This window comes from Streptomyces sp. NPDC048290, assembly GCF_040652095.1.
Taxonomy (GTDB): domain Bacteria; phylum Actinomycetota; class Actinomycetes; order Streptomycetales; family Streptomycetaceae; genus Streptomyces.
In genome coordinates, this window is sequence record NZ_JBEZLM010000031.1 from 48,122 (window position 1) to 64,357 (window position 16,236).

Sequence of the window (16,236 nt, forward strand, 5' to 3'; positions counted from 1 at the left end):
CGCCGACCGGTGCCCTACCCCCGCATCCCCGCCGTCGCGCCTTGACGACCGCCCGCGCCTTGACGACCGCCCGCGCCTTGACGACCGCCCGCGCCTTGACGACCGCCCGCGTCCTGACCGCCGCCCGGCCTTGATGACTGCCCACGCCCTGACCACGCCGTCCCGCCTTGACGACCGCCCGCGTCCCGGCCGCCGCACCTCGTCCGCCGCCCGGCGCCCTCCCCCCCGGCCGCCCCTACCCCCGCATCCCCGCCGCCGCGAACTCCCGCATCCCGGTCGTGAAGTCGACCCGTGGGCGCCAGCCCAGCGCGCCCCGCAGCCGGGACGAGTCCGCGGTGATGTGGCGGACGTCCCCGAGCCGGAACTCCCCGGTGACGACGGGCGCCGGGCCGCCGTGCGCGGCGGACAGGGCGTGGGCCAGCTCGCCGACCGTGCGCGGCTCGCCGCTGCCGGTGTTGTAGACGGTGAGCGCGCCGGGGGCCGCCGCCCCCTCCAGGGCCAGCACGTTCGCGGCGGCCACGTCCCGGACATGGACGAAGTCCCGCCGCTGGCCGCCGTCCTCGAAGACCCGGGGGGACTCGCCCCGGGCGAGCGCCGAGCGGAAGAAGGACGCCACACCCGCGTACGGGGTGTCCCGGGGCATCCGCGGCCCGTACACGTTGTGGTAGCGCAGCGCCACCGCGGAACCCCCCGTCGCCCGTGCCCACGCCGCCGACAGGTGCTCCTGGGCCAGCTTGGTCGCCGCGTACACATTGCGCGGGTCCGCCGGGGCGTCCTCGCCGACCAGCCCCGGCGCGAGATCCTTCCCGCACCGCGGGCACGGCGGCTCGAAACGGCCCGCGGCGAGATCGGCGGCGGCCCGCGGACCCGGCCGGACGACCCCATGGTCCGGGCACACGTACCGGCCCTCGCCGTACACCACCATCGAGCCCGCCAGGACCAGGTGCCGTACGTCCGCCTCGGCCATCGCGGTGAGCAGCACGGCGGTGCCCAGGTCGTTGCGGGACACATAGTCCGCGGCGTCCGCGACCCCGTCGCCCAGCCCGACCATCGCCGCCTGGTGGCACACCGCGCCGACCCCGGCCAGCGCCCGCGCGAGCGCCACCGGATCCCGCACGTCGGACGCCGGGTCGTGGCGGACGTCGTACACCACCGGATCGTGTCCGTGCGCCCGCAGGGCGTCGACGACATGGGACCCGATGAACCCGGCACCGCCGGTGACCAGTACGCGCATACCGCTCACGCTAGGGCCGCGCGGGCGGCCGTCCCGGTGACCTGCCGGGCATGTCACCAGGACGTAAGACGCCCCGGGTCAGGCGGCCGACGGGGCCGCCCGCCGCCTCGGGTCCATCCGGCGCAGCAGCAGCGCGTTGAACGTGACGATGATCGTGGACGCGCTCATCAGCAGCGCCGCCCACTCCGGGCGCAGCACCAGACCGAGGCTCGGGTAGAGGGCACCGGCGGCGACCGGGATGGCGAGCAGGTTGTAGATCGCCGCCCAGAACAGGTTCTGCTTGATCTTGCGGCGGACCGCGCGGGCGATCCGCAGCGCGTACGCCACGTCCGCCGGGTCGTCGCGGACCAGCACCACATCGGCGGTCTCCACGGCGACGTCCGTCCCCGCCCCGATCGCGATGCCGACCTCGGCGCGGGCCAGCGCGGGCGCGTCGTTGACCCCGTCGCCGACCATCGCGACCTTCGCGCCGCCCCGCTGGAGCGTCTCGATCCGCTCCGCCTTGTCCCCGGGCAGCACGTCGGAGATCACCTCGTCCACCCCGACGCCCCGGGCCACCGCCCGCGCGGTCGCCGCCCGGTCGCCGGTCAGCATCACGGCGGTGACCCCGTCGTGGTGCAGCTCGGCGACGGCGGCGCGGGCGGACGCCCGGACCGTGTCCGCCACCGCGACCAGCCCGAGCGGCTTGCCGTCGGCGGCCACATACATCGCGGTCTTCCCGTCGGCCGCCAGCCGGTCGGCCTGCGCCACCAGCGCCTGGACCGCGACCCCCTCCCGCTCCAGCAGGCGCGCGTTGCCCAGCAGCACCCGGCGGTCGTCCACGGTCGCGGTCACGCCGTAGCCCGGTACGGAGTCGAACGCGGACGGCGGCTCCACCGTCCAGCCCCGCTCCTCGGCCGCCCCCACGATCGCCGTGGCCAGCGGATGCTGCGACGGCTGGTCCGCCCGCGCCGCCAGCCGCAGCACCGTCTCCTCGTCCACCCCCGGCACCGGCACGACATCCGTGACCGACGGCTTCCCCTCGGTCAGCGTGCCCGTCTTGTCGAAGACGACCGTGTCGATGGCCGCCGTCGCCTCCAGCGCCGTCGCGTTCTTGAACAGCACCCCGCCGCGCGCCCCCTGACCGACGCCCACCGTGATCGCGGTCGGGGTGGCCAGCGCGAGGGCGTCCGGACAGGCGATGACGACCGCCGACACCGCCGCCGTGATCGCGAAACCGACACCCTCGTCACCGATCAGCGCCCACGCCAGGAACGTGACGATCCCGGAGCCCAGCGCCAGATAGACGATGTACTTCCCGGCGGTGTCCGCCAGCCGCTGCGCCGGGGCCTTGGACGCCTGAGCGTTGCGGACCATCGCCACGATCCGGGCCAGCGCGGTGTCCGCGCCCACCGCGGTGGCGGTGAAGGTGAACGCGCCGGTGGTGTTGATGGTGCCGCCCACCACCGGTGAGCCCGCGGTCTTGGCCACCGGCAGCGGCTCCCCGCTGATCATCGACTCGTCCACATGGCTGGCCCCGTCCAGCACCGTCCCGTCCACCGGCACCTTCTCGCCGGGCCGTACGACGACCACGTCCCCGGTGACGACCTGCTCCAGCGGCACCTCGGTCTCGGTCCCGTCGCGCCGCACCCGCGCGGTCGGCGGCGCCAGCGACAGCAGCGCCTCCACGGCCCGGCCGGTGGCGTAGCGCGAGCGCATCTCCAGCCAGTGCCCGATCAGGCTCAGCGTGGTCAGCATCGCGGCGGCCTCGAAGAACACGTCCTCGGCCCCGGCGAAGGTGGCGAACACCGAGTAGACATAGGCGACGAGGATGCCGGTCGCGATCAGCGTCATCATCGTCACCTCGCCCTGGCGCAGCGACCGCCAGGCGGAGGAGATGAAGATCCAGCCGCCCCAGAGCACCACCGGCGTCCCCAGGATCAGCCCGAACCACGCCATCGGCAGCCCGAACGGCGGGTCCGCGGTGAAGCCGACGCTGTGCCCGATCGGCGAGTACAGCACGATCGGCACGGTCAGTACGGCACAGACCAGGAACCGGCGGAACATGTCCCGGACCATGGCGGCACCGTGCCCGGCGTGCGCGTCGCCGTGCCCTTCGTGGTCCTCATGACCCTGATGACCCCCATCGGCGTCGGGGGCGGCGTCCGCCGGGTCCACCGCCGGGTGCCCCGGCTGGCAGCACGAGTCGGGGCAGTCCACACAGACACACCCGTACCCCCGCCCCGCCAGCGTCGCGGCGATCCCGCGGCGGTCGGTCAGCGCCGGGTCGTAGCGGACGTGCGCCACCGAGCGGGTCCGGTCCAGATGGGCGGAGTCCACGCCCGGCAGCGCGGCGAGATCGCGCTCCACCTCGGCCAGTTCCGTCCCGCACCAGCAGTCGGACAGGTCGATCTCGGTCACCGTCAAGGTCAGGTCGGCATCTCCCATGCGCCCGACGATACCCCTTAGGGGTATTGGCGCAAGCCGGGCGGCAGTCCCAGACAGCCCGGCGTGGCGTGCCCCTGGCCGTCGAGGTCGGCGGCCAGCTCGTCCCGCCAGTACGGCGACATCCGCTGCTGGAGGACCGTGACCGCGGCCATGCGCAGCGGCTGCTCCAGGAAAGCCCGCAGCGCCCGCCCGGCCGCCGCCCGCACCGCCCAGGCCCGCTGGTCTTCCGGCTGGACGATCGGGCGACGCGTGCGACCGTGGCGCGCGCGGCGCCCCATGTGAGCGGCGTGGCCCTCCGCGGCGAGGGTCCGCAACCGCAGGTCCAGCGGGCCGTCGGGGTCGATCGTGAGGTCCTGCCCGCCCTGGAGACCCGCCAGGGCGGCGGTGATCTCCGGATGGGCGGTGAGCCCGGTCTCCGCCGCGAGCCGGGCCAACTGGGCGGTGAAGGCGCCGCGCAGCCGCTCCGGCTCGGTCCGCTCGAAGAGTTCGTCCAGGTAGAACCCGCGTACCTCGTCCAGCGGCCAGGGCTTGCGGAGATCGTCCGGACGGGGGAGGAGCAGTGCGCTGGTCAGCTCGGTGTCCGCGTCGGCCGCCGGATCGTGGACCAGCCCGTACTCCTCGGCCAGCCCGGTCAGCAGCGGGGCGTACGCGGCGGAGTGGGGCCGCGGTCTGCCGACCGGCGGATACGGGGAAGGCGTCTGGAAGGCGGGCTCGGGCCCGCTCTCGGGGGGTGCCTCGACCGTCCGCCCGGCGTCGGGGCGGGGCGTGCCGTCCTCGGTGAGCGTGACCGACACCCGCGGGCCGTCCTTGGTCAGCGCCACCGCCCGGGTACCGGCCGACACCGTCCGCAGCACCTCCGGCCTGCCGAACTGCGCCTCCCCGGCCTCCTGCACCGCGTACGCCCAGCCCCCGGCCGTCCCCACCCGGACCAGCGGACGGTACGCGGCCCAGAGCGACGCCCCGGACCGCTCGGCCGTCGCGCGCGTACGCGGCCGGACGGTAGCGGGGAGCGCGCCCAGCCTGCGCAGCAGCTCGTCCGGGGAGAGCCCCTCGGCGAACAGGATGTCCGGCTGGGCGGGAAGGGGATCGGGACGCGGGGGCTCGGCACGGACGAAGGCGACGCGGAACTGACCGCCGTGGCCGTCCGGACTGTACCCGGCCGACGGCTGCGGCCCGCCCCCCAGCACGCCCACCGGCCCGGTGTCCTCTCCCGCTCCCGCCTCCGGTTCCGCCGTCTGCTCCGCCAGCGCCAGCACCGAGACCGGGTCCGCGACGACGGTCGGACGGTCCTCCCACAGCAACTCCCCCTCCACGGCCAGCGGAACCCGGCCGTGGAACACACCACGGTCCTCCATCGCGTCCGCCAGCTCCGCCAGCACGTCCCGGAGCGTCGGCCACTCGGTGAACGAGGGCACGTCCTCGTCGAAGTAGCGCCCCGGACGCCCGTAGTGCGGTCCCGGGCGGCAGGACAGGAACATGCCGTCGGACGCCTGCGCCCCGATGCCGAGGGTGATCAGCAGCCACTCCGGCTGCCAGGAGGCGGTCAGTTCGCCGTCCTCCCCGCCGTTCCGGCCGCTGAACTCCGCCTCGAAGCGCCGCAGGCGGCTCGTGGCCCGCACCATGTCCGCCACGCTCGACAACGGCCCGTAGTACGACAGCTCCAGCGCCCCCTGTCCCCACTCCACCCCGTCATGGCAGCGCAGCGAGGCCACCAGGTCGTCCGGGAGGGTGACGCCCATCGTGCGGGCCAGTTCCTCGATGTCCGCGTCGGACGCGGGCGGGCGCAGCCGTGCGTGGGTGTCGGGCGCGTGGCGGGCCAGCCAACGGTCGATACGGGCCCAGGACTCGGTGACGCTCGCGGCGGTGGTCATGCGTACGACGTTAGAACCCACCACTGACAACGCCCTCGGCGTCGCGGACCGTATCTGTCCGCGACGCCCGATAGTTTCCTGGTCGGACGGCGGCGCGCGACGCCGGACGACACAGACGACGGGGATGGCGACGGGGATGGAGACGGGCATGGAGACGGGGATGGACGACATGGCGGCGGCACCGAAGGCTGTGGGCGGACCCGGTACGGGGCGGGCCCGGCCCCCCGTCCTCACCCCACGTGCCCTCAACCGTGCCACCCTCGCCCGGCAGTTGCTGCTGGAGCGGGCACGGATCTCCCCGTCGGACGCGCTCACGCGGCTCGTCGGGCTCCAGGCGCAGGAGGTGAAGCCGCCGTACTACGCGCTGGCCGCCCGGCTGGAGGGGTTCGCGCCGGAGCAGTTGTCCGTGCTGCTCGGTGAGCGGGCCGCGGTGCGGATGGCGACCCTGCGCTCCACCATCCATCTGCACACCGCCGACGACGCGCTGACCGTACGGCCGTTCGCGCAGGCGGCGCTGGACCGGGAGGTGCGGATCTTCCGCAAGGGACTGACCGGTGTCGACCTGGAGCGGCTCGCGGTGGTCGCCCGGGAGCTGGTCGAGGCGGAGCCCCGGACGATGCGGCAGTTGCGGGACGCGCTGGGTGCGCACTGGCCGGACGCCGATCCGCAGTCGTTGTCCGTCGCCGCGCGCTGTCTGCTGCCGCTGGTGCAGATCACTCCGCGTGGGATGTGGGGGCGGAGCAAGGGGGTCGTGCTCACCACCGTCGAACACTGGCTGGACCGGCCCGCGCTCCCCGCCGCGTCCCGGCAGGACATGGTGGTGCGCTATCTCGCCGCCTTCGGTCCCGCCTCCGTCAAGGACATGCAGAGCTGGTGCGGACTGACCCGGCTGCGGGACGCGTTCGAGAGCCTGCGTGCCCGTCTCGTCACCTTCCACGACCAGCACGGGGTGGAGCTGTTCGACCTGCCCGACGGGCCCCGCCCCGACCCCGAGACCCCGGCGCCGCCGCGCTTCCTGCCGGAGTTCGACAACGCGCTGCTCTCGCACGCCGATCGGACCCGGATCCTCCCGGCCGTGCACCACGGCCGCACCTGGCAGGTGAACACGCCCTACTCGCCGCTCCTCGTGGACGGCTTCCTCGTCGGGGTCTGGGCGCTGACCGGTGACGCCGTCGTGGTCGAGGAGTTCGAGAAGCTCACCAAGGAACAGCGCCGGGAGGTCGAGGAGGAGGCCGCGCGGACACTGGCGGCGGTCCACCCGGACACGCCGTACGACATCCGCTTCGGCACGGTGATCCCCGGCTGAGGTCCTGGCGCGGGGCATGGAGGGGGGCATGGAGAGGGGGCGCTGCGGGCCGCTCGTGGAGGCCCGCAACGCCCCCTGGTCTGTCACCCGGGCCACCGCCCGGAACCGGCGTGGCTCAGGAGTTGATCTGGGTCGTCACCAGGCTGGAGAAGGTCGTCAGCCGGGTGTACACCCCGGGGAGCCCGGGGCGTGCGCACCCGTCGCCCCAGGACGTGACGCCCGCGAGACGCCCGCCGATGATGAACGGCCCGCCGCTGTCGCCCTGGCAGGTGTCCACCCCGCCGCTGGTGAGACCGGCGCACACCATGTCACTGGCGACGAACCGGGTGCCGTAGGAGGTACGGCAGCTGGTGTCGGAGACCGTCGGGACGGTCGCCGTGCGGAGCTGGTTGGAGGAGGCGCCGCCCTCACGGGTGGTGCCCCAGCCGAGGACGCGCGCGGTCGCGCCGGTCGCGTAGACCCCGGTGTCCGAGGCGGAGACGTACGGGACCGTGGTGTACGGCATCGACGTCGACAGCGTCAGGACGGCGATGTCGTCGCCGCTGGTCACCGTGCGGTAGTCGGGGTGGATCCAGATCTTGCTGACCCGGGCGACCGTGCCGTTCGTGCCGTTGAGGTAGGTGCGTCCGCCGACCACCCGGACACTGCTGGTGGTCTCGCCGACCATGCAGTGCGCTGCGGTGACCACCTTGGTGGGCGTGACCAGGGTGCCGCCGCAGAACTGGCTCTGCGAGGCGTCCGTGATCTGCATGACGTACGGGTACGCCGTGGTGGTGGTCGTGGTGCCGCCGACGATGGGGGCGGGGGCGGCGACCGCGGGGGCGCCGACGAGGGCGGTCGCGGCGGCGGCGCTACACGCCACGAGGGCGAGGGCGGACTTTCTGACACGGTTGAGCCCGAACATGGGTCTCCTCAGGTTGCCGGTGGGGGGTCGCGCGGGGGGTGGGGGTGAGCACGGGGCCTTTGGACAGGCTCCCGTGTGCCCGGCGAGCGGCACGGTGCCTACCGTAGGCTCCGCCTTTCCCCTCCCCAATGAGGGACTCCCCTAAGGGAGTTGAACAGGGTTTTCCCTCGGTCGTGTGTTCCCCACGCCCCTTGTGGGCGTGCCGGTCGCCGGTCGACCGCGGGCCCGGTGCCCCTGGGAGGCGGGCGTGCCGGTCGTCGGCTGTGTGCGGGCCCGGTGGGGGTCATTCGCGCAGTTCCCCGCGCCCCTTGGGGGGTGGGCGTGCCGGTTGTTGGTTGGGTGCGGGTCCGGTGGGGGTTGTTCGCGCAGTTCCCCGCGCCCCTGGGGGGTGGGTGGGTCGGTTGGTGGTTGGGTGCGGGTCCGGTGGGGGGTGTTCGCGCAGTTCCCCGCGCCCCTTGGGGGGCAGGCGGGTTCGTTGTCGGGTGCGGGGCTGCGGTTGGCCGGTGCGATGAAGTTCGGGCCGGCGCCAACCCCCTAGGGGCGCGGGGAACTGCGCGACCAGCCCCCACCGGACCCGCACATGACCCAGGGGCGCGGGGAACTGCGCGAACAATCCCCACCGGGCCGCACATGACCTAGGGGCGCGGGGAACTGCGCGAACGCCACCCACTCACCCGCACCCAACAACCGACCCCCCTGGTCTACCGCCGGCGGCCTCCCGCTGCGAGCCGCACAATGTCCACCCGCGACCGTATCCCCAACTTCCGGTACACCCGGGTCAGCGTCGCCTCGACCGTCTTCACGCTGATGAACAGCCGCGCCGCGATCTCCCGGTTGGTCGCGCCCTCCATCACCAGCGCCGCCACCTGACGTTCCATCGCGGCGAGACCCGCCAGCGCGTCCAGGACCGGCGGCGCGAGCGGCTCGGCGGGGTCCGTCGCCGCCGCCTCCTCCACCTGGCGCAGCCACGGCAGGGCCCGGCAGCGGCGGAACAGCCGGGCCGCCTCGTCGTACGACGTGGGTCCGGGGCGACCGGTCCGCAGCCGGGCCAGCGCGAACGCGGCCCGCGCCTCCTCCAGCCCGTAACCCAGCTTGGCCAGCCGGTCCTGAACCGACGTCAGCTGGGCGAGGGCCGCCTCCCGGTCCCCGCGCGCCGCCCGCACCAGCGCCTCCGCCCGGTCCAGCACGGCGAGCACACTCTCCCGGCCCAGCCGCAGCGCCTGCACCCGGGTCACGTCGATGACGTCCTGCGCCTCCGTGCTCTCCCCGATCCGGACCAGCGCCTCGGCGAGGTCGCCCTGCCAGCGGCCCCGCGCCGGGTCGGTGATGCCGATACCGATCTCCAGCTCCCGTACCCGCCGCAGTGCCCGGACGGCCTCCACCGCGTCGCCGGCCACCAGATGGGCGTGGCCGAGCGCGCCGAGGGCGCGGGAGAGGTACATGACGTCGCCGTCCTCCTCCGCCCGCTCCGCCGCCTCCCGGGCCAGCGCCAGGGCCCGCTCGGTGTCGCCGCCCGCCGCCTCCGCGAGGGAGGTGAGCATCGCGCTGGCGCCCTCGCCGATCCCGGCGTCCCGCGCCAGCCGCAGGCTCTCCCGGGCCAGGTCCAGGGCCCGTCCGCAGTGCCCGGAGCGCAGCTCGGTCTCGGCGAGGAACCGCACGTAGTGCACCTCGCTCTCGGCGATGCCGCGCCGCCGCACCTCGCGCAGCAGCGTCATCACCGTGGTGCGCGCCTCGGCGAGCTGATCGCTCATGATCAGCCAGCGGAAGCGGACCGCGCCGATGCCGTTGTGGTCGACGGCGACCCGCGGGTCCTGGGGTTCGCGCATCGCCCGCTTGATGGTGGCCCCCGCGTCGGGATGCCCCATCAGGGTCTCCATATGGGCCTGGAAGGCGAGCGCGAGCAGCTCGGTGCGCCGGTCCGCGGCCTTCGCCGCCAGCCGGGCCGCGTGCGCCGCCTCCTCCCGGCCCCGGTCCATCTCGCCCTCCACGAGCAGCGCCCGCCACGCGAGCTGGTAGCGGACCAGGGCGAGCAGCCGGGGGTCGTCGTCGGCGTCGGCCAGCGCCTGCGGGAACACCGCGTCGACCTTCCCCAGCGCCTGCCCGGCCGCGTTGATCACCACGATCCACGCCCGTACCCGGTCCGCCGCCGCCGTCGCCCGGGTCAGCACGTCCCGTGCGATGTCCCGCGCGAGATCCGTCTCCCCGGCGGTGATCGCGTCCTCGGCCGCGGTCAGCCGCCGCTCCTCCGGTCCTGGCGTGCCGTCCGCCGGGGTGTGCCGGGCGGCCAGCAGACCCAGCGACGCGGCGACCGAGGGCGCGCCCCGGTCCCGGGCCAGCGCCGCCGCCTCCGCCAGCCGGGCCGAGGTCTCCGGGTCGGTGCCGGTGGTGGCCAGCGCCAGATGCCGGGCCCGCTCGATGGGGTCGGACGCGGCCGTGGACAGCGCCGCGTGCGCGTCCCGCCGCTCCTGCGCGGACGCCTCCGCGTACAGCGCCGCGGAGATCAGCGGATGCGCGAACCGTACGGCCGGACCCTCCGGCTCGGTCGCCAGCAGGCCCAGCGCCGCCGCCTGCGCGGTCTCCGCCTCGGCGTGCTCCCGGCCCGCCGCGTGCAGCAGCGCGGTGGTGGGCCGGGCGCCCGCGCTGGCCACCAGCAGGGTGTGCCGGGCATCGGCGGACAGCATGTCGAGGCGGTGCAGCACCAGCGCGCGCAGCGAGGTCGGCACGGGCAGCGGCTCACCGGGGCGCGGCGGGGTCGGGCTCTCGGTGAGGGCGCGGCCCAGCTCCAGCGCGAACAGCGGGTTCCCGCCACTGGTGCGGTGGATGTCCCGGACGGTGGAGCGCAGCAGCGCCGGATAGCCCCGCTCGTCCAGCAGGTCGGACACCTGGGCGCGGGTCAGCGGGCCGAGCCGCAGGGCCAGGGTGTCCGGCGGGGACGCGCGTAGATGGTCGTCGTACTCCTGGCCCTCGGTGCGGGCCGCGCACAGCACCTGGACCGGGAAGTCGCCGAGCCGGCGGGCGGCGAAGCCGAGCAGTTCGGCGCTGGCCGGATCGAGCCACTGGAGGTCGTCGGCGACCACCAGCACCGGACCCTCGGCGGCCAGCGCGCGCAGCGCGGACAGCACGGCGAGCCGCAGCGCGAGACCGTCCCGCTGGAGCGTGGACTCGCCGCGCCCGGTGAGCGCCGACTCCAGCGCCGTGCGCTGGGCGTCCGGCATCTTCCCGGCCACCTCGTCCAGCACCAGACCCAGCAGATCGGCCAGCGCGAGGAACGGCAGATGCGACTCCGACTCGGTCGCCGAGCAGCGCAGCACGGTCCGCGCGGACTCCCCGTACTCGGCGGCCAGCGCCCGCAGCACGGTCGACTTCCCGATCCCGGCGGGACCGTGCAGCAGCACACTGCCGCCGTGTCCGAGCTGCTCGCGCGCGGCCGTGAACAGCTCCTGCCGCCCGATGACCAGGTCGGGGCGGCATCTCGCAGGCTCCTGGAAGTCCCGTCGCACGGTCACCGCTCCCTCCGTGTGTCGTGGTCCGCCAAATTCTAGGCAACGCCTCGTTGAAATCCGGAGACGTGCGGTGGTGAGGGAAATTACAGCGCGGATCGCGCGGATCACGGTTGAACCGCAAGGGACGTCCCGGCACCCGGCGGCAGCGCGGACCGTACGACCCCTCGGCCACCACCCCGGCCGCCACGCCAGCACTCCCGTCGGGCGGTCCGTCCGGTCTGTCGGCGACCGCCCCGGCCGGTACGGCAGTACCCCTGCCCGGCGGGCCGTGCGGCCTCTCGGTGATCGTTCCGGCCGGTATGGCAGCACCTCCGCCGGGCGGGCCGTCCGGTCCGTCGGCGACCGTTCCGGCCGGTATGGCAGCCCTCCTGCCGGGCGGGCCGTCCGGTCCGTCGGCCACCGTTCCGGCCGGTACGGCAGTACCCCTGCCGGGCGGGCCGTGCGGCCTCTCGGTGATCGTCCGGGCCGGTACGGCAGCACTCCCGCCCGGCGGGCCGTCCGGTCCCTCGGCCATCGCCCGGCAGCACCTCCGCCCGGCGGACCACCCGGCCCCTCGGCCATCGCCCCGGCCGCTATGGCAGTACCCCCGCCCGGCGGGCCGCCGCCACCGCCTCGCCCCGGGTGTGGGCGCCCAGCTTGCGCATCGCCGAGCGGAGATAGCTCTTCACCGTCTCCGGGGCGAGGGCCAGCCGGGCGGCGATCTCCGCGTTGGTGGCGCCCGAGGCGGCACAGGCCAGGACGTCCACCTCCCGGGGGGCGGGCGCGTCCGGCGCCGCCGCCGGTTCCCCGGTCAGCAGGGCGCACGCCCGCAGCAGCTCCGCGCGCAGCGCCGGGTCGGTGATCCGCGGGGCCAGGGTCCGCAGCGCGGTGTGCGCCTCCCGCACCCGCTCCCGATCGGCCCGCGCCTCCCGGACCGCTGTCCCGTCCCGCCCGGCGTTCCCGGCGGCGTCCCGGGCGACCACACCCAGCAGCCCCCGCGCCTCCTCGGCCACCACGAGGGCCTGCTCCACGTCCCGCGCCGCCTCCACCGCCGCGCTCAGCGTCCGGTCGCCCAACGGCTGCGCCGAGCGCAGCGCCCCGTACAGCACTCCGCGCACCTGGCGCCGTACGACCACCGGGACCGCGAGGATCGAGTGCAGGCCCTCGGCGGCCACCGGCACGTCGTACTCGTGGCTGATCCGGCGCGAGGCGGCGTAGTCGCTCACCGCGCACGGCCGGGCGCGGGCCACCGCCCGCCCGCCGAGCCCGTTGCCGCTGCCCACCGCGAGGGAGCTGAGCGCCGCCGTCTCGGTGCCGCTCAGCTCGGTGATCCGGACCCGTCGGCCGCCCGCCTCGACCAGCCCGCCGAAGGCGACCGGCAGCCCGGTCGCCCGGCGCAGCCGCAGCAGCGCGCCCTGCATCGCTCCCGTCCCGCCGTCCACCGCCACAGTTCGCCCTTCTGCCGCACCGGCCACCCCCGTTCGGGGGTAGTGAGACCTGCATCACGGATTACACGATGCCAGGGAGCCGCCCGGCAATGGCCGGGACCGAGCCGGGACCGAGCCGGGTCCAAGGAGGACGACGACGACCATGACCACACCGACCACACCGACCACACCGACCGAGGAGTTCCGGGCCGCCCGGGACTTCCTGCTGGCGCACCGCGAGGACTACGCCACCGCCTGCGCGGGCTTCCGCTGGCCGCGCCCCGAGCACTTCAACTGGGCCCTGGACTGGTTCGACCCGATGGCCCGGGGCAACGAGCGGATCGCGCTGCACCTGGTGGAGGAGGACGGCCGGGAGACCAGACTGTCGTTCGCCGAGGTCTCGGCGCTCTCCGACCGCTTCGCCGGCTGGCTGCGCGCCCGGGGCGTCGCCGCCGGGGACCGGATGCTGGTGATGCTCGGCAACCAGGTCGAGCTGTGGCTCACCGCGCTCGCCGCGATGAAGCTGCGGGCCGTCGTCATCCCCGCCACCCCGCTGCTGGGCCCGGCCGATCTGCGCGACCGTGTGGCGCGCGGCCAGGTCCGCCATGTCGTCGCCCGTGCCGAGGACACCGCCAAGTTCACCGAGGTGCCCGGCGACTACACCCGGATCGCCACCGGCGCCGCCCCCGACGGCTGGCTGCCCTACGACGAGGCGTACCGGGCGCCCGCCGGGTTCACGCCCGACGGTCCCACCCGCGCCGACGACCCCCTGATGCTCTACTTCACCTCCGGCACCACCGCCCGGCCCAAACTCGTCGAGCACACCCATGTCTCGTACCCGGTGGGCCATCTGGCGACCATGTACTGGATCGGCCTGCGGCCCGGCGACGTCCATCTCAACATCTCCTCGCCCGGCTGGGCCAAGCACGCCTGGTCCAACCTCTTCGCGCCCTGGAACGCGGAGGCGACGGTATACCTCCTCAACTACACCCGGTTCGACGCGGCCCGGCTGATGACCGAGATGTACCGGGCCGGGGTCACCACCTTCTGCGCCCCGCCCACGGTGTGGCGGATGCTGATCCAGGCCGATCTGACCCGGCTGCGCACCCCGCCGCGCGAAGCGGTGGCCGCCGGTGAGCCGCTCAACCCCGAGGTCATCGAACGGGTCCGGGCCGCCTGGGGCGTCACCGTCCGGGACGGTTTCGGGCAGACCGAGACCGCCGTGCAGATCGCCAACACCCCCGGCCAGCCCCTGAAGACCGGCTCCATGGGCCGCCCCAGCCCCGGCTACCGGGTCGTCCTGCTCGACCCGGCCACCGGCGCCCCCGGCGACGAGGGCGAGATCGCCCTCGACCTCACCGGCCCGGACGGACCCCCGGTCGGCCTGATGACCGGCTACCACGGCGACCCCGACCGCACGGCGCAGGTCATGGCGGGCGGCCACTACCGCACCGGCGACCTCGGCTCCCGCGACGCCGACGGCCACCTCACCTACGTGGGCCGCGACGACGACGTGTTCAAAGCCTCCGACTACAAGATCTCCCCGTTCGAGCTGGAGAGCGCGCTGCTGGAGCACCCGGCCGTCGCCGAGGCGGCCGTCGTCCCCGCGCCGGACGCGCTGCGGCTCGCCGTGCCCAAGGCGTACATCGTGCTCGCGGCGGGCTGGGAGCCCGGCCCGGACACCGCGAAGGCGCTGTTCGAGCACGCGCGCCAGACGCTGGCCCCGTACAAGCGGGTACGGCGGCTGGAGTTCGGGCCGCTGCCCAAGACCGTGTCCGGGAAGATCCGCCGGATCGAGCTGCGCGAGGCGACGGCGGCCGGATCGCCGGACGAGTACCGCGAGGAGGACTTCCGGTGACCCCCGAACCCCCCACCCCCGCCCCGCCGGTGACCCCCGCCACCACCCCGGCCCCCGTCCCGGCGGTCGCGCTCTCCTACACCCACGGCACCAGCCCCACCACCCTCCTCGGCGACACCATCGGCGCCAACCTCGACCGGGCCGTCGCCGCCTGGCCCGAGCGTGAGGTGCTGGTGGACGTCCCCTCGGGCCGCCGCTGGACCTACGCCCGGTTCGGCGCCGAGGTGGACGAACTGGCCCGCGCGCTGCTCGCCAGCGGCGTCGGCAAGGGCGACCGGGTGGGCATCTGGGCGGTCAACTGCCCCGAGTGGGTGCTCGTCCAGTACGCCACCGCGCGGATCGGCGCGATCATGGTGAACATCAACCCCGCGTACCGCACCCATGAGGTGGAATACGTCCTGCGGCAGGCCGGGGTGTCCCTGCTGTTCGCCTCCGAGCGCCACAAGACCAGCGACTACCGGGCCATGGTCGACGAGGTCGCCGACCGCTGCCCCGCCCTGCGCGAGACGGTCTACTTCGGCGACCAGGGCTGGGCGGACCTGCTCGGCCGGGCCCGGCCGGACACCACCTTCCCCACCTTCCCCACCTTCCCCGCCTTCCCCGCCTTTCCCGAGCTGTCCTGCGACGACCCGGTCAACATCCAGTACACCTCGGGCACCACGGGCTTCCCCAAGGGCGCCACCCTCTCCCACCACAACATCCTGAACAACGGCTACTTCGTGGGCGAGCTGATCGGCTACGGCGAGCAGGACCGGGTCTGCGTACCGGTGCCCTTCTACCACTGCTTCGGCATGGTCATGGGCAATCTCGCGGCCACCTCGCACGGCGCCTGTCTGGTGATCCCCGCCCCGTCCTTCGACCCCCGGGCCACCCTGGAGGCCGTCCAGCGCGAGCGCTGCACCTCGCTGTACGGGGTGCCGACCATGTTCATCGCCGAACTGGGGCTGCCCGACTTCGCCTCCTACGACCTTTCGTCACTGCGCACCGGGATCATGGCCGGGTCGCCGTGTCCGGTGGAGGTGATGAAGCGGGTCGTCGCCGAGATGCACATGAGCGAGGTGGCGATCTGCTACGGCATGACGGAGACCTCGCCGGTCTCCCTCCAGACCCGCGCGGACGACGACCTGGAGCACCGCACCGGAACGGTCGGCCGGGTCCTGCCGCACATCGAGGTCAAGGTCGTCGACCCGGCGACCGGCACCACCGTGCCGCGCGGCACCGCGGGGGAGCTGTGCACCCGGGGGTACAGCGTGATGCTGGGCTACTGGAACCAGCCCGAGCAGACCGCGCGGGCGGTGGACGCCGGGCGGTGGATGCACACCGGGGATCTCGCGGTGATGCGGGACGACGGCTATGTGGAGATCGTCGGACGGATCAAGGACATGATCATCCGGGGCGGCGAGAACGTGTACCCGCGCGAGATCGAGGAGTTCCTGTACCGCCATCCGAAGATCGCGGACGTCCAGGTGGTCGGCGTCCCCCATGAGCGGTACGGGGAGGAGGTCGTCGCCTGTGTGGTGCTGCGGGCGGGGGCGGAGCCGCTGACGGTGGAGGAGGTGCGGGAGTTCTGCGCGGGACGGCTCGCGCACTACAAGGTGCCCAGCCGGCTGGAGACGGTGGACGGCTTCCCGATGACGGTGTCCGGGAAGGTGCGCAAGGTCGAACTGCGCGAGCGGTTCACCCGGTTCACCGGGTCTACCGGCGACGCGTGAGGCGGGCGGCGCCCG

General features: G+C 74.5%; 9 protein-coding genes. 3 read left to right on the forward strand and 6 right to left on the reverse strand.

Annotation, left to right across the window (positions count from 1 at the left end):
• Positions 1-235: 235 nt before the first annotated feature.
• The 3 genes from AB0D49_RS36450 to AB0D49_RS36460 form a co-directional block, all read right to left on the reverse strand.
• Complete coding sequence (locus tag AB0D49_RS36450) at positions 236-1,234, reverse strand: NAD-dependent epimerase/dehydratase family protein (protein ID WP_362766665.1); 999 nt, start codon at positions 1,232-1,234, stop codon at positions 236-238.
• 78 nt (positions 1,235-1,312) lie between these two features.
• Entirely contained in the window at positions 1,313-3,661 is a 2,349-nt protein-coding gene (locus AB0D49_RS36455; RefSeq protein ID WP_362766668.1) for a copper-translocating P-type ATPase, read from the reverse strand.
• A 17-nt stretch (positions 3,662-3,678) separates the two neighbouring features.
• On the reverse strand, positions 3,679-5,532 hold the full coding sequence (locus tag AB0D49_RS36460; protein WP_362766671.1) for an SMI1/KNR4 family protein: 1,854 nt from the start codon (positions 5,530-5,532) through the stop codon (positions 3,679-3,681).
• A 169-nt stretch (positions 5,533-5,701) separates the two neighbouring features.
• On the opposite strand from AB0D49_RS36460, the gene AB0D49_RS36465 reads away from it, so the two are divergent.
• Positions 5,702-6,838, forward strand: coding sequence for a winged helix DNA-binding domain-containing protein (locus AB0D49_RS36465; RefSeq protein ID WP_362766801.1), 1,137 nt, complete (start codon positions 5,702-5,704; stop codon positions 6,836-6,838).
• Positions 6,839-6,953: 115 nt separating this feature from the next.
• On the opposite strand, the gene AB0D49_RS36470 is transcribed toward AB0D49_RS36465, so the two are convergent.
• From AB0D49_RS36470 to AB0D49_RS36480, 3 genes are all read right to left on the reverse strand, one after another.
• On the reverse strand, positions 6,954-7,742 hold the full coding sequence (locus AB0D49_RS36470) for a serine protease (RefSeq protein WP_362766673.1): 789 nt from the start codon (positions 7,740-7,742) through the stop codon (positions 6,954-6,956).
• A 701-nt stretch (positions 7,743-8,443) separates the two neighbouring features.
• Positions 8,444-11,248, reverse strand: a complete 2,805-nt coding sequence (locus AB0D49_RS36475) for an AAA family ATPase (protein ID WP_362766676.1) — start codon at positions 11,246-11,248, stop codon at positions 8,444-8,446.
• A 569-nt stretch (positions 11,249-11,817) separates the two neighbouring features.
• Positions 11,818-12,645, reverse strand: coding sequence for a helix-turn-helix transcriptional regulator (locus AB0D49_RS36480; protein WP_362766804.1), 828 nt, complete (start codon positions 12,643-12,645; stop codon positions 11,818-11,820).
• Positions 12,646-12,814: 169 nt separating this feature from the next.
• Between AB0D49_RS36480 and AB0D49_RS36485 the strand changes: the two genes are divergently transcribed.
• The gene (locus AB0D49_RS36485) at positions 12,815-14,509 is read left to right on the forward strand and encodes an AMP-binding protein (RefSeq protein WP_362766679.1); all 1,695 of its coding nucleotides are present in this window, start codon (positions 12,815-12,817) and stop codon (positions 14,507-14,509) included.
• Between the two features lie 29 nt (positions 14,510-14,538).
• Positions 14,539-16,221, forward strand: coding sequence for an AMP-binding protein (locus AB0D49_RS36490; RefSeq protein ID WP_362766807.1), 1,683 nt, complete (start codon positions 14,539-14,541; stop codon positions 16,219-16,221).
• The last annotated feature ends 15 nt before the right edge of the window (positions 16,222-16,236 follow it).

What these genes read in the sequence shown, in the direction of transcription:
- AB0D49_RS36485 (WP_362766679.1), top strand. Translation starts at nt 12,815, where the DNA reads ATGACCACACCGACCACACCGACCACACCGACCGAGGAGTTCCGGGCC.
- AB0D49_RS36470 (WP_362766673.1), bottom strand. Translation starts at nt 7,742, where the DNA reads ATGTTCGGGCTCAACCGTGTCAGAAAGTCCGCCCTCGCCCTCGTGGCG.
- AB0D49_RS36465 (WP_362766801.1), top strand. Translation starts at nt 5,702, where the DNA reads ATGGCGGCGGCACCGAAGGCTGTGGGCGGACCCGGTACGGGGCGGGCC.
- AB0D49_RS36460 (WP_362766671.1), bottom strand. Translation starts at nt 5,532, where the DNA reads ATGACCACCGCCGCGAGCGTCACCGAGTCCTGGGCCCGTATCGACCGT.
- AB0D49_RS36480 (WP_362766804.1), bottom strand. Translation starts at nt 12,645, where the DNA reads ATGCAGGGCGCGCTGCTGCGGCTGCGCCGGGCGACCGGGCTGCCGGTC.
- AB0D49_RS36455 (WP_362766668.1), bottom strand. Translation starts at nt 3,661, where the DNA reads ATGGGAGATGCCGACCTGACCTTGACGGTGACCGAGATCGACCTGTCC.
- AB0D49_RS36450 (WP_362766665.1), bottom strand. Translation starts at nt 1,234, where the DNA reads ATGCGCGTACTGGTCACCGGCGGTGCCGGGTTCATCGGGTCCCATGTC.